This window comes from Pseudomonas sp. A1230 (assembly GCF_044218825.1).
GTDB lineage: Bacteria > Pseudomonadota > Gammaproteobacteria > Pseudomonadales > Pseudomonadaceae > Aquipseudomonas > Aquipseudomonas iridis.
On sequence record NZ_CP162582.1, the window covers coordinates 4616998 to 4631470 of the forward strand.

Below are 14473 nucleotides of genomic sequence, written 5' to 3' on the forward strand. Positions count from 1 at the left end.
ACCGCTTCTCTGCTAAAAGAAGGGGTGGCAGCTGAACGCAGGTTAGCAGACCGGGGAACCTAAGGAAGCCGGCGCGCCGAAGCGCCCTGCGCACAGCCGCCATCGAACTCAGGCGTTGAGCCTGACTGATGATGTGTGTGCACCCTTAGATTAACCACGGGCTGCTAAACCCGATCACTGCGAATCAGTGACCCGATCCAAGTTACGCAGCCAGCCCTGGGCGCACAAGCCGGCGGATTCTGGTGCATGCGTAGGCAGCGGCGCAAGGATTTGTAGGCTCCCGGGCGTAACACCGAGTGTCTTTAAACATCAGCGCCGGAAAGGGTTTATTGCACTACAGAAGTTGCGGATTTGCCTGTCGGCATCTGGCCACGCGACTGGCCTCATCGCTGGCTTGCCAGCGATAGGGCCATTCAGAGCACCACAAATGCTGGATCAATGGACAAGCCCCGCCTCCACCAACAACTGCTCAAGTGCCAACAAATCCGGCACCTTCGCCACCTGCTCCCCCACCTGCACCGCTGCCTGCTCCAGCGCACACAACGGCACATCGACGTAACTCAACTGACTGTCGAGTTTGTAAGACCGAGGAATCCCCTGCACCAGCAGCGCAATGAACTTCAGCTCCGGCAACCCGCCCAGCGCATTGAGAATCACGATCCGCGCCCGCTCGCCAATCACGATTTTTTGCCCGCAGGCGGACTCAAAACTCAACAACGGAATCTGCCGCTCGCGCCACGTCACGCGCCCCAGATACCACGGTGGCGTATCCAGATCGAAGGCGCTGGCCTGATAGTCGATCAGCTCCGCGACTGCCACGTTCGGCAGGATCAAATTGCGATCCGCCAGCGGCAGCAGCAGCCCGGTAAGTTGGCTGGTGCGCGGGTTGTGCCGGCGCTCATGCATGTTTCTTGCTCCAGTGGGCAATGCTTTCGAGCAGCACCGATTCCTGGTACGGCTTGCCGAGGTAGTCGTTGACGCCGATGGCCATGGCGCGGTCGCGGTGTTTCTGCCCGGTGCGCGAGGTGATCATGATGATCGGCAGGTGTTGCAGGCGTTCGTCGTTGCGTACCTGGGTCGCCACTTCGAAACCGTCCATGCGCGGCATTTCGATGTCGAGCAGCATCAGGTCGGGCATGTGTTCTTCGAGCAGGAGCATGGCGTCGACGCCATCCTTGGCGGTCAGTACGTTCATGCCGTGGCGCTCAAGCAAACGGCTGGTGACCTTGCGTACCGTCACCGAGTCGTCGACCACCATCACCAGCAGCGGTTTCTGCGACTCGCTGTCGATTTCCGGGCGCGTCGGATGCTGCGTAACGCGCGCCTGCATCGCGCGGATCGGCGCGAGCAAATCAAGAATCAACACGACCCGACCATCACCGAGAATCGTCGCGCCGGACACGCCCTGCACCGCCGCGAACTGCGCGCCGAGGCTCTTCACCACAATCTCGCGAGTACCCGCCATGGCATCAACCTGCACCGCAATGTGCCGGTCGTTGTAATGCACCAGCAGCACCGGCAATGGCAGATTCTGGCCGAGCAGTTTCGGCCGTGGCGCGGTTTTCAGCAGTTCGCCCAGATAGCACAACTCATAGCGTTGGCCGCCGTACTGATAGCTCGGCGGGTCGAGACGGAAATGTCCTTCGAGGTCATTCGGCAAGACACGGACGATGCCTTCAATGGTGTTCAGCGGAATCGCGTATTGATCCTCTGCGCACTGCACCATCAACGCGCGATTGACGGACACCGTGAACGGCAAACGGATGCGGAAGTGCACGCCCTGCCCCGGCACCGAGTCGATGCTCATGCTGCCGCCCAGTTGGCGGACCTCCTCGTGAACCACGTCCATGCCGACGCCACGCCCGGAAATCTGGGTAATTTTTTCGGCGGTGGAAAACCCCGGCTGAAGGATGAACTGCAACACATCGCGGTCGCTGATCTCGGCGTTGGGGGCCAGCAAGCCGCGCTTTATCGCCTTGCGCCGCACGGCTTCCAGCGGCACACCCGCGCCATCGTCGCGAATGTCGAAAACGATGTCGCCACCCTCGCGCGACAGGTCGAGGCTGATTTGTCCTTGCGTCGGTTTCCCGCAGGCCTGGCGTACCTCGGCAGATTCCAGACCATGGTCGACGGCGTTGCGCAGCATGTGTTCCAGCGGCGCGACCATGCGTTCAAGGACGTTGCGGTCCATCTCGCCTTCGGCATTGCCGACGACGAACGCAACGTCCTTGTCCAGCTCTTCAGCCACCTGACGGACGATGCGTTTGAGGCGCGGCAACAGACGTTCGAAAGGCACCATGCGTGTACGCATCAGGCCTTCCTGCAATTCGGTGTTGATCCGTCCCTGTTGTTGCAGCAGGTTCTCGGCGTCGTGGTTGCGTCGGTCGAGGGTTTCCTTGAGGTCGAGCAAGTCCGAGGCGGATTCGAACAGCGCTCGCGACAATTGCTGCAACTGCGAATGACGGTCCATTTCCAGCGGATCGAATTCTTCATAGCCAAGACGCTCGGCATCGACCTGCTGCCGGCTGAGAATCCGTCCCTGGGTTTCGGTGTCGAGGCGACGCAGTTGATCGCGCATACGCTCGATGGTGGTTTCCATCTCGTTGAGCGCTATCTGCGCGTCGTTGACTTGCTGTTCGATACGCCCGCGGAAAATCGAGGTTTCCCCGGCCAGGTTGACCAGTTCGTCGAGCAGTTCGGCGGAGACCTTGACCATGTCAGCGCTGGCGTCGACGGCAGGTGGCGCGGTCTCACTCTTGACCGCAAGCGGCACCGGCGGCGGGGTTTCCAGCGCCGCTGGATGACTGAAATTGCGAATCGCATTGATCAGCCGATCCGCCGGCGGGCACGGTTGCCCGGCGCGCACGGCATCGAGCATTTGCGCCAGTCGGTCGTGGCCGCGCTGGACCAATGCGAACAACTCGGTCGACGCTTGTAAGGTGCCGGCGGAGAGACTTTCGTAAAGGTATTCCAGCTCATGGGCAAGGTCGCCGATCGGGCCGATCTCGACCATCCGCGCGCCGCCTTTGAGGGTGTGCAGATCGCGCAGCAGGGTTTCCACTTCCTGGCGATTGCCCGGTTCGGCCTGCCAACGCAGCAGCGCGGCGCCGGAGTTTTCGATGATGTCGAAACCTTCTTCGAGGAAGATTTCCAGCAACTCCGGATCGTGACCGGCACCTTCGTGATCGACGGCAGGTTGCGCCGTTTCGACACTGGCGGACGAACCTTGGCGAAACTGCCGAATCGCCTCAATCAGATCCTGCGCCGGGTTCAGCGGCTGATGGTCTTGCAGCTGTTCCAGCAGCAGCGCCAAACGCTCATGGCTCTTGTGCAGCAAGCGACCGAGGGCTTCGCTGTGGCTGAGGCGCCGATCAACCAGGCCTTCGTAAAGGCTTTCCAACTCTTGGGCCAGATCCCCAATGGCTTCGACTTCAGCCATCCGCGCACCGCCCTTGAGGGTGTGCAAATCGCGCTGCAACGAGGACAGCGGCGCGGCGTTGTCCGGGTCGTTCAACCAGCGCTGCAAGGCTTGCCCGGCGCTGTCGAGAATGTCCACGGCCTCTTCGAGGAAGATGTCGACGATCTCGTCGTCCGGCGCTGGGATAGACGTGGATTGTGCAAGCTCAGCGGTCGCGGCGCCCAGTTCGCGGATGCTCAAGGTGCGGCTGCCGTCGCTGCGGATCAGGCCCATGGACGAGGGATCGAGACTCTCATCGAGCAAGTCGTGCAACGCACGAATCCGCGCAGGCTGCGGCGTGACTTCCTGGCCCGCGGCCAGCTCGTCGAGCATGTTGATCAGCGCTTCGTGGGCGTTTTGCGCTTCGTGGAAGAACCGGTCGCTGACCGCCAGGCTGCTTTCTTCCACAGCGCCATACAGATCGAGCAAGGCTTCGCACAACACATCGACCGGCAGCAGATCCGCCAGGTGCGCGCCTTCGCCGAGGGTGGTCAGTTCATCCAGCAGCGCGCTCAATTCCTGCCGTTCGCCGGGGTGTTGCTGCCAGCGCTGCAAGAGGCTTTCGGCGTCGAGCAGGATGTCCATGCCTTGCGCAAGAAAGTTGTTGATCAGTTGCGGATCACGCTTGATCCGAAGGCCGGTGTTCGGCGCATTGAGGATCGATTCCAGACGCTCGGCGAGCAGCGCTTCGGTGCGTTTGATCAGTGACTGCGCGCCGACAATCGGCGCCAGCGGATCATGCTTGAGCTGACGTAATCCGACACGGAACAGGCCCTCGGCTTCGAGGAGCAATTCCACTTCATCGAGGTCGAGTGGCAGTTGATGCGCCTTGAACTCTCGGGCCAGTTGATCGAGCGGCGCAGCCAGTTCGGCAATCGGCAACACGCCCGCCATCGACGCGCTGCCCTTGAGCGTGTGCAAGGCGCGCTGCAATTCGTCGCTGGCTTGCAGCGGCACGTGTTCAGCGGCCTGATCGAGAAAGCGGTTGAGGCTGGCGAGATGGGTTTCGGCTTCGTTGCGGAAGATCTCCAGCAGCAATGGATCAAGCGCCGCGACGTCATCAACGTCCTCGGCGGCCAGCGGTTCGTCGCCCTTGGCCAAGGCATGGGCGCGCGCGGCGAGATGATCGACATCGCTGCGCTGACGCTGGCGATTAGTGGCGAATTCGTTGATCAGCTCCGGCAGCAACAACACCGTATCGGTCAGCAGTTGCTGGACCACCGAGCCGGGTTCGACGCTTTGCTCCAGCACGCGGTTGAGCAGGTTTTCCACGGCCCACGCCAGTTCGCCGAGAATCAGCGCACGCACCATGCGACCGCTGCCTTTCAAGGTGTGGAAGGCGCGGCGCAGTTCGGTCAGCGCGGCGTGATCCTGCGGATTGGCCGACCAGCGCGGCAAGTATTCGTGAAGGACTTCGAGGACCTCGTCGGTCTCTTCGAGGAACACTTCGCGCAGTTCGTCATCCACCGGTTCTTCATCCGCCGGTGGCGGCATCAGGCTGCCGGGCGTGATGCGCGCGGGCGGGTTGAGCACCGACACCGGGCTGGCCAGGACCTCGGCCAGCGACTGTACAGTTTCAGGATCGTCCAGCGACTGCGCGTCCTGCATCACCAGTGCTTCGCTGGGACTGAGCACGTCGTCGAGCACCGGTACATGGACCTCACCGGGCTGCTCGCTGGGAAAGAAACCGAGGCTGGCGAGACTCTTCTGTGCGATATCCAGCAGTTGCTCGCCGGGCGCCAGCGGGTCGTCGGTCAAGCGTTCCAGATAGTACTCAAGACTGCTGATGACATCGGCCAGGTTGTCCAACTGCTCCCAACCCGGTTCATGCGGATCGAGCAACAGATGTTCGCGGATAAAACCGTTGCAGGCCTCGACCAGACTCGCCGCACGCGCAAGCGGAATCATCGCCAGCGCCCCACGCACCTGAGTGAGCAGCGCCGGCAGCGGTTGCAGCTGCTGACGGTCCCAATCGGCGTCGATGTAGTCGACGATCATGTCCTTGGCCTGTTGCAGGCAGATGCGTGCTTCCTTGATCACGATCTGATGAATCTGCGTGAGGTCGGTGGTCGGCAGGCGTGAATCTTCCGGGCTCTCCGGCTCGACAGTGCCGACCATCCCGGCCAGGGTCGCTTCGACGTAGAGCAAGGCACCGGCGACGTCCATCAGAACCGCGTCGTTCGGTTCACGCTGGCCTTGGGCGATGCTCAAGACCACCGCCAATTGGTCGATGATGACTTTGCGCGGCTGGCCGAAACCGAGCACGGCCAGGGTATCGGCGATCTGCCGCAGTGGTGCCAGCAGACTTTCCAGATCGGACGTATGTTGGCGGTCGCTGCGCACGAACAGGTCGAGCCGCTCCTTGACCCGCACCAGTTCTTCGCACAGTGCCGCGAGCACCGAGCGCATCGCATCGCGGTCGGGACCGGCCAGGCGCGCGCGCTCTTCGTCGACCATCGCGCTGTCGGGCAAAGCATCATCCAGCGAGTAGCGATCTTTCATGGTCAGCATCTGCCCGGTGGGATTTTCGGCTTTGGCGATATAGAACAACAGGCTTTTGAGCAGCTCCGCAGGCGGCGGCTGATTGAGCCCTTGCAGGCCTTGTTCGAGCAGGCGCTTGAGCTCTTTGTCAGCATCCTTGAACAGGCTGCGTAGCGCCGGGCTGTTGGCGATCACACCCTCACGCATGCCTTCGACCAATGCCGATGCTACTTGCCACAACGGACTCAACGGCGCATCGCCGCTTAGCGCCTGGAGACGGCTGAAGACCTTGGCCAGATAATCGAGGTGAGTGTGATCATCCTGTTCACGCAGCAACCCGACCAGCGCCATTTGCAGCGTCTGGCGCAACTTGCGCAGAACGCTCGGCAGTTCGGCCGGTTCCAGCAGCGCCAGCGCCTCTTCACTCAGCGGCGCCAGTTCCGGCAGTTGCGGGCTGAACAGGCTGGTTTCCGAGAGCAGGCTTTCGCCGCGGGCGCTGCGCAAATCATTGATCAACGGCAAGACCACCAGCGGCAGATCGCGACGGGCGCTTTGCACACGCTCAAGGTAAATCGGTAGTTGCCCCAAGGCTTGTAACAGCAGGTGCAGGGCTTCGTCGCGATGGCTGACGCGCTCGTGCTGGAGGGCCTCGACCAGATGTTCCATTTCTTCGGCGAGCAACGCCGCGCCGTAGAACTCGACCATCTGCAAACTGCCGTGGACCTGATGGATGTAACTCAGGCACTCGTCGAGCCCGGGAAAGGCCTGCGGATCATCGAGCACGGCTTCGATCGCCTGATGCGCCTGTTTCAGCGTTTCGGCAATTTCGCCCTTGACCCATTCGAGGGCCACGTAATCGTGCCGATCACCCATAACCGCTCCAATCACACTTTATCCGTCGCCGACGCGGACGCCGCCGGCAAGGTGAAACCGGACACCGAACGGCGCAACTGACTGGCCATTTTCGCCAGGTTGCCGATGCTTTCGGCGGTGGCCGTGGAGCCGGACGACGTCTGCGACGTGATCTGCTGGATCACGTTCATGGTCAGGGAAATCTGCCCCGCCGAAGACGTCTGCTGCTGCGCCGCGTTGGAGATGCTTTGAATCAGCGCCGCGAGCGTCTTGGATACGCCTTCGATTTCTTCCAGCGCCACACCGGCATCCTGCGCCAGTCGCGCGCCGCGCACCACTTCGGTGGTGGTCTGCTCCATCGAAATGACGGCTTCGTTGGTGTCGGTCTGAATCGCCCGCACCAGGGTTTCGATCTGGCGTGTAGCGGCAGATGAACGCTCGGCCAAGCGCTGCACTTCGTCGGCGACCACGGCAAATCCGCGCCCGGCATCCCCGGCCATCGACGCCTGAATGGCGGCGTTGAGGGCGAGGATGTTGGTCTGGTCGGCAATGTCGTCGATCAGGCTGACGATGTCGCCGATTTCCTGAGACGACTCACCGAGACGCTTGATGCGTTTGGCGGTGTCCTGAATCTGTTCGCGAATGTTGTCCATGCCGTGGATGGTGTTGTGCACCACCTCGTTGCCCTTGTTGGCGATTTCCACGGAACGCTCGGCCACCGCCGAGGATTCGGCAGCGTTGGCCGACACCTGATCGATGGACTGGGCCATATCGCTGATCGCCGTCGACGCTTCAGAAATCTGCTGGGCCTGATGTTCCGAGGCCTGGGCCAGATGCATGGCAGTGGCCTGGGTTTCCTGCACAGCGGCGGCGACCTGGCCGGCGGTGAGGTTGATGGTCGCCACCAGATCGCGCAGTTGGTCGACGGAATAGTTGATCGAGTCGGCAATGGTGCCGGTGAAGTCTTCGGTCACCGAAGCGGTCACGGTCAGGTCGCCATCGGCGAGATCTTCGATTTCATCGAGCAAACGCATGATCGCGTTCTGGTTGCGCTCGTTCTTTTCTGCCGTTTCGCGCAGTTGCCGATTGGTCTCGCGCACCATCACCAGACCGATGAGGATGATCGAGGCCAGCGCCAGCAAGCCGAGCACGTAGCCGCCGATGGTGTCGGTGCTGCGCCCGCCGGCCAGGTTTTCGAAACCGTTGGCCAGGTGCGAGGCTTCGTCGAGCAGGGTTTGCGAGAGGCTGAAGATGTTGCTGGCCGACTCACGGACCTTGAACAGCTCCGGTGAGGTTTCGAGGATTTCATCCACAGAGCCGGAGACGAACTGGAACAGCTCGGAGATTTCACTCAAGCGAGCACGGGCGTCGCGGTCTTCGACCTGGCTGATTTTCAGCGCCGGGTTGCCCTGGAGCATGCCATTGAGCACCTGACCGAAACGCGTGGCATCGCGGCCGAAGGCATCCGCGGCTTGTTGCGAGTTTTCATCGCCAGCGAGCACGGTGTTGACCGCGCCGAGGATGCGTTCAGCCAGCAACGACTGACGCTGGGCCATCGCCACTTGCGCTGCGGGAGCACCGCGTTGGAGGAGGATTTCGACGACTTTTTCGTATTCGATCTGCAACTGCGGCACGGTTTCGGCCAGGGTCGCGGCGACCTGATGCAGCGACAGCACGGTCTGTTCGCTGGAAAGAATGGCGTCGGTGTTTTTCAGCAGGCGTTCCCAATCGAGCTGCACGGCGCGCATTTCCGGGCGCACGGTGGACGGCGCCGGCGGCAGGCCGGTGGCCGGGTCGCCTTTTTTCAGATAACCCCAGCGCTGGGCGAAATCGTTGCGGGCGTCACTCAGCAATTTGAACGCGGCAGCCTTGCCGGCGGCGGCTTCGGTGGCGTTCTTGGCGATGCGTTGCGAGAGCACGCGCAGCTCACCGGCATGGCCGATGTACTGTTTATCGTAATTCGCCTGGGTGTTGAGGTACGCGAAGTTGGCGAACAACAGCATGATGAACACGATCAATGCAATGAACAGCACGACGATCTGCGAGCGACTGCGCGATCCCTCTGCTGACTTGCCTGTTTTTGCTTTTGTCATCGGTCCTCGCCCTTAACCCACACCTTTGAGGCCTGCTGCAATCCCTGTGGGAGCGAGCCTGCTCGCGAAAGCGGTGGGTCAGCCAATATTTATCTTGCCTGACACGCCCTCTTCGCGAGCAGGCTCGCTCCCACAGGGGACGGTGCTGAATCTGTTATATCGCGACGCTCATGAACACCGGGGATCTGGCCAGCGCAAACAAACTGAACACCCGCCAGTTCTGCTCGCGCCGGAAATAGCCTTTGACGAACTCGGCCTTCGAGCCCTGGCGTTTGCTGATCGACAGCGGTTCAAAACTGTCTTGTTCGAAGTGCTGCAAGCCGATGACTTCATCGACCATCAACCCGGCAAACACATCCTCATGCTCGACCACCAATACCCGCCGCTGTTTGCGTAGCGGTGACAGTTCATGCCCGAAGAAACCGCACAGGTCCATGATCGGCAGCAAGCGCCCACGCAGGTTGGCCACACCCTTGACCCACGGTTTGACTCCGGGCAGTTGGGTGAAGCGCGGTTCGTGCAGCACCTCGCTGACTTCGCCCATCGGCGCGACATACCAGTGTTCGCCGAGGCGAAACCCGATACCGCTCCAGCGATCCTGGCGCGCGGGTTGCGACGGCAGGTCCGCCGCCAACAAGCGGCAGCGCTGGTCGATCTGCCAAAGCAGTTCGAACGCAGTCAGTGTTTCGCTCATGGCTGCGCGATCAACCGTTCAGCACGTTGTTCAGGGTTTTGATCAGAGTGTCTTCATCGACCGGCTTGGTCAGGTAATCCTTGGCGCCCTGGCGGGTGCCCCAGACCTTGTCGGTATCCTGATCCTTGGTGGTGATGATGATTACCGGGATATGCCCGGTTTCCGGATCCTTGGTCAACTGACGAGTCGCCTGAAAACCATTGAGGCCGGGCATGACGATGTCCATCAGCACCGCGTCGGGTTTTTCCTGACGGGCCAGTGCGACGCCGTCGGCGCCGTTTTCGGCCTTGAGCACTTGATGGCCGTGCTTTTCGAGCATGCCGGTCAGTTTGTACATTTCAGTCGGCGAATCATCGACGATCAGGATACGTGCCATGGTCTTCCCCATTTTTCTTGTCGACACCCGGCCCGCTGGCCGAGCGTCTCAGTGCTTTTCTTACTGCGGCAAAACGGCGGCAAAGCCCGGAACATGGGCCTGGATCGCGCTGAGCAGTTCTTCCTTGCTGAAAGGCTTGGTCAAAAATTGATCGGAACCGACAATCCGCCCCTTGGCCTTGTCGAACAACCCGTCCCGGGACGACAGCATGATCACCGGCGTGGCCTTGAACGCATTGTTGTTCTTGATTAAAGCGCAGGTCTGATAACCATCCAGACGCGGCATCATGATGTCGACGAAAATGATCCCGGGGTGGTTGTCGGCGATCTTCGCCAAAGCGTCGAAACCGTCGATTGCCGTGATGACTTCGCAACCGACATTCTTCAACAAGGTTTCGGCGGTACGGCGAATCGTTTTCGAGTCGTCGATCACCATGACCTTCAAGGCGCTGGACTGCTGTTCCATAAGAGGGCTCTACCGTCGCCTTTGCGAATCAAATTGTCCGTTTTGCTATCAGTAATGGCCGGAAACCCTTGATGTTCAAGGGCCGGCACTGCATGGCAGCCTTTTTAGCACAGTCTCCAGATGCAATCTATCGACGGGTTTTCCCTTGACCGAAAACCCTGCCGGCGCCACTCTGGCGGCACTTTTTTCATACCGATCCGGTAGCCAATTTTCGAGGAAAACCCAATGAGCGTTCGCGTCGGGATTGTCATGGACCCTATCGCCAGCATCTCCTATAAAAAGGATAGCTCGCTGGCCATGCTGCTGGCCGCGCAGAAGCGCGGCTGGGAACTGTTCTATATGGAACAGCGCGACCTGTATCAAGGTGAAGGTCAGGCACGGGCGCGCATGAAGCCGCTGAAAGTCTTCGCCAACCCGGAAAAATGGTTCGAACTGGACGCCGAGCAGGACAACCTGCTGAGCAATCTGGACGTGATCCTGATGCGCAAGGATCCGCCGTTCGACATGGAGTTCGTCTACTCCACCTACTTGCTTGAACAGGCCGAAACCGCCGGCGTGCTGGTGGTCAACAAGCCGCAGAGCCTGCGCGACTGCAACGAAAAGCTGTTCGCCACACTGTTCCCGCAGTGCACGCCGCCAACCGTGGTCAGCCGCCGCGCCGATGTGTTGCGCGAATTTGCCGCGAAACACGGCGACGTCATCCTCAAACCGCTGGACGGCATGGGCGGCACTTCGATCTTCCGTCACCGCGCCGGCGATCCGAACCTGTCGGTGATTCTGGAAACCCTGACCGCCCTCGGCGGCCAGCAGATCATGGGCCAGGCCTATCTGCCGGCGATCAAGGACGGCGACAAGCGCATCCTGATGATCGACGGTGAGCCGGTGGATTATTGCCTGGCGCGGATTCCGGCCCAGGGCGAAACCCGTGGCAACCTGGCGGCTGGCGGCCGCGGTGAAGCCCGTCCGTTGACCGACAAGGATCGCTGGATCGCCGCTCAAGTCGGCCCGACCTTGCGTGAAAAAGGCCTGCTGTTCGTTGGCCTCGATGTGATCGGCGAGCATCTGACCGAAATCAACGTCACCAGCCCGACCTGCATCCGTGAAATCGACAACGCTTTCGGCACCGACATTGGCGGGATGCTCATGGATGCTATTGAAAAGCAGCTGCAAGCTATTAGCCGCAAGCCACAGGCCTGAAGCCAAGCGACAAGCTTCTAACTTGCAGCTTGTAACTAGTAGCTTGCAGCTGCCCCTGTGCATCTTGTCGCTTGAAGCTAGTCACTTGCAGCTAAAAACCAACATTGCGTTATCATGCCGTGCCTTTAAAAACGCGATGTTGGTTTTTCTGTCATGACCCTCCCGTCCGATCTGCCCGCTGAACTCGCCCATCGTGGCGTGCGCCCGGCCGATCGCCTCGGATTTACCCTATTCCTCGCCGCGCTGATTCATTTGGCGCTGCTGCTCGGCGTCGGTTTCACGATGGTCGAGCCGAAACAGATCAGCAAAACCCTGGAAATTACCCTCGCCACCTTCAAGAGCGAAAAGAAGCCCGAAAAAGCTGACTTTCTCGCTCAGGAAAATCAGGAAGGCAGCGGCACGCTGGACAAGAAGGCGACGCCGAAGACCACCGAGATCGCGCCGTTCCAAGACAATCAGGTCAAAAAAGTCACGCCGCCACCGGCCGCCAAGCCGCAAGTGCAGGAAGCCGCGCCCAAGGCTGCCGTGACTACGGTTGCGCCGACGCCGAAAAAGGCGCCGACCAAGAAAGAAGAAACCAAAACCGAAGTCAAACCATCGGTCGACGCGCCGACGTTCGACAGCTCGCAGCTGTCCAGCGACATCGCCAGCCTTGAAGCCGAGCTGGCCAAGGAACAACAGCTGTACGCCAAGCGCCCGCGAATCCACCGTTTGAGCGCTGCCTCGACCATGCGCGACAAGGGTGCCTGGTACAAAGACGACTGGCGCAAGAAGGTCGAACGTATCGGCAACCTCAACTACCCCGAGGAAGCACGGCGCAAGCAGATCTACGGCAATTTGCGCCTGATGGTGTCGATCAACCGCGACGGCTCGCTGTATGAAGTGCTGGTGCTGGAATCGTCCGGCCAGCCGCTACTGGATCAGGCCGCGCAGCGCATCGTGCGACTGGCGGCGCCGTTTGCACCGTTTACCGGGGATCTGTCGGATATCGACCGACTGGAAATCATCCGCACCTGGAAATTCGCCCGGGGCGACAAGCTCTCAAGTAATTAAAGAACACCGTAGAACCCTGTGGGAGCGGGCTTGCCCGCGATGGGGCCGGCACATGCGGCATTGATCGTGACTGACACGACGCCATCGCGGGCAAGCCCGCTCCCACAAAGATCAGCATCGCTCACGGCTTTTGCAGCATTTCCCAGACATCCTCAGCTTGTCAGTTCGCCCCTTGAACGCCACACTAGCGCACATGAAAAACGTCAGCCCCAGCTACCTCAAGCATCAATTCCTGATCGCCATGCCACACATGGCCGACCCGAACTTTGCCCATACCTTGACCTACATCGTCGAGCACACGGCCAATGGCGCCATGGGGATCGTGGTCAATCGACCGCAAGAGCTGAATCTGGCTGACATCCTCGAGCAATTGCGCCCGGACATCGATCCGCCGGCCCTCTGCCAGCACGTGCCGATCTTCATCGGCGGGCCGGTACAGACCGATCGCGGCTTTGTCCTGCACCCGGCGGGCAAGACCTTCCAGGCCACCGCCGAGCTTGAGGGCGACCTGGCACTGTCCACCTCGCAGGACGTGCTGTTCGCCATCGCTGACGGCATGGGGCCGGCAAAAAGCCTGATCGCGCTGGGTTACGCCGGTTGGGAAGCCGGGCAACTGGAGGCCGAAATGGCCGACAACGCCTGGCTGACCTGCCCGTACGACGTCGACATCCTGTTCAACACCCGCAGCGAACTGCGTCTGGAAGCGGCGGCCAGGCACTTGGGGATCAACCTCAACCTGCTGACCAGCCAGGCAGGGCACGCCTGATGGCCCTGCGCCTGATTCTCGGCTTCGACTACGGCACCAAACAGATCGGCGTAGCGGTCGGCCAGGTGATCACCGGCCAGGCCCGCGAGCTGTGCACCTTGAAAGCGCAGAACGGTGTTCCTGACTGGAACCAGGTCGAAGCGCTTATAAAGGAATGGAAACCCGACGCCGTCGTCGTCGGCCTGCCGTTGAACATGGACGGCACCCCCAGCGACATGTGCGTGCGCGCCGAGAAATTCGCCCGCCGCCTCAACGGCCGCTACAACCTGCCCTTCTATACCCACGATGAACGCCTGACCACGTTCGAAGCCAAGGGCGAGCGCCTGGCGCGTGGCGGTCAGAAGGGCAGTTACCGCGACAACCCGGTGGACGCCATCGCTGCCGCTCTGCTGTTGCAGGGCTGGCTCGATGAAAACACTGCTTTATTTGAATCCTGACAAGCGCTACGGCGCTTTTCTTTTGGCTAAAACCTCGAGCCACCTCCGGCAGGACGGAGCTCGGGTCGAAGAAGGAGCAACCATGAGTCTGCCCAATCCCGCCGATCTGATCAGCCAGATGGCGATCCGCCTCAAGGCGCACCTTGCTCAACGCGGCATCAGCGAACCGCGTTACATCGGTATCCGTACCGGCGGCATCTGGGTCGCGCAGGCGCTGCTCAAAGAACTGGGCAGCGACGCGCCGCTGGGCACGCTGGATGTTTCCTTCTACCGCGACGACTTCAGCCAGAACGGCCTGCACCCGCAAGTTCGCCCGTCTGCCCTGCCCTTCGAGATCGAAGGCCAGCATCTGGTGCTGATCGACGACGTGCTGATGAGCGGGCGCACCATCCGCGCCGCCATGAACGAATTGTTCGACTACGGCCGCCCGGCCAGCGTGACGCTGGTATGCCTGCTCGACCTGGAAGCTGGCGAACTGCCGATCCGCCCGAACGTGGTCGGCGCGACCCTGTCGCTGGCCGCTCACGAGCGCGTGAAGCTGTCCGGTCCCGAGCCGCTGACGCTCGAACTGCAAGATTTCACCCTTTAATCCGCCCTATTGA

At 61.1% G+C, this 14473-nt stretch carries 11 protein-coding genes; 5 read left to right on the forward strand and 6 right to left on the reverse strand.

Annotated elements, in window-relative coordinates:
• Window positions 1–435: 435 nt before the first annotated feature.
• The 6 genes from AB4P97_RS21635 to pilG all read right to left on the reverse strand — a co-directional run bounded on the left by AB4P97_RS21635 (window position 436) and on the right by pilG (window position 10418).
• The gene (locus tag AB4P97_RS21635) at window positions 436–906 is read right to left on the reverse strand and encodes a chemotaxis protein CheW (RefSeq protein WP_339474477.1); all 471 of its coding nucleotides are present in this window, start codon (window positions 904–906) and stop codon (window positions 436–438) included.
• Entirely contained in the window at window positions 899–6811 is a 5913-nt protein-coding gene (locus AB4P97_RS21640; protein WP_395601598.1) for an Hpt domain-containing protein, read from the reverse strand. The genes AB4P97_RS21635 and AB4P97_RS21640 overlap by 8 nt, the downstream gene beginning before the upstream one ends.
• Before the next feature lie 11 nt (window positions 6812–6822).
• Complete coding sequence (locus AB4P97_RS21645; protein WP_042561530.1) at window positions 6823–8883, reverse strand: methyl-accepting chemotaxis protein; 2061 nt, start codon at window positions 8881–8883, stop codon at window positions 6823–6825.
• Window positions 8884–9037: 154 nt separating this feature from the next.
• Entirely contained in the window at window positions 9038–9577 is a 540-nt protein-coding gene (locus AB4P97_RS21650; RefSeq protein ID WP_042561531.1) for a chemotaxis protein CheW, read from the reverse strand.
• A gap of 10 nt (window positions 9578–9587) precedes the next feature.
• Complete coding sequence (gene pilH, locus AB4P97_RS21655) at window positions 9588–9953, reverse strand: twitching motility response regulator PilH (protein WP_042561532.1); 366 nt, start codon at window positions 9951–9953, stop codon at window positions 9588–9590.
• Between the two features lie 60 nt (window positions 9954–10013).
• A complete protein-coding gene (gene pilG / locus AB4P97_RS21660) occupies window positions 10014–10418 on the reverse strand; it encodes a twitching motility response regulator PilG (protein ID WP_042561533.1) in 405 nt (134 codons plus the stop codon).
• A 225-nt stretch (window positions 10419–10643) separates the two neighbouring features.
• Here pilG and gshB point away from each other — a divergent pair, with 225 nt between their 5' ends.
• From gshB to pyrR, 5 genes are all read left to right on the forward strand, one after another.
• Window positions 10644–11615, forward strand: a complete 972-nt coding sequence (gshB, locus tag AB4P97_RS21665; protein ID WP_395601599.1) for a glutathione synthase — start codon at window positions 10644–10646, stop codon at window positions 11613–11615.
• A 153-nt stretch (window positions 11616–11768) separates the two neighbouring features.
• Window positions 11769–12668: an energy transducer TonB gene (locus AB4P97_RS21670; protein ID WP_042561535.1), complete on the forward strand. Its 900-nt coding sequence runs from the start codon at window positions 11769–11771 to the stop codon at window positions 12666–12668.
• Window positions 12669–12861: 193 nt separating this feature from the next.
• A complete protein-coding gene (locus AB4P97_RS21675; RefSeq protein ID WP_395602963.1) occupies window positions 12862–13434 on the forward strand; it encodes a YqgE/AlgH family protein in 573 nt (190 codons plus the stop codon).
• Window positions 13434–13871: a Holliday junction resolvase RuvX gene (gene ruvX / locus AB4P97_RS21680; RefSeq protein ID WP_042561537.1), complete on the forward strand. Its 438-nt coding sequence runs from the start codon at window positions 13434–13436 to the stop codon at window positions 13869–13871. Before AB4P97_RS21675 ends, ruvX begins: the two co-directional genes overlap by 1 nt.
• An 82-nt stretch (window positions 13872–13953) precedes the next feature.
• Window positions 13954–14460, forward strand: a complete 507-nt coding sequence (pyrR, locus tag AB4P97_RS21685; protein WP_042561538.1) for a bifunctional pyr operon transcriptional regulator/uracil phosphoribosyltransferase PyrR — start codon at window positions 13954–13956, stop codon at window positions 14458–14460.
• Window positions 14461–14473 lie beyond the last annotated feature (13 nt).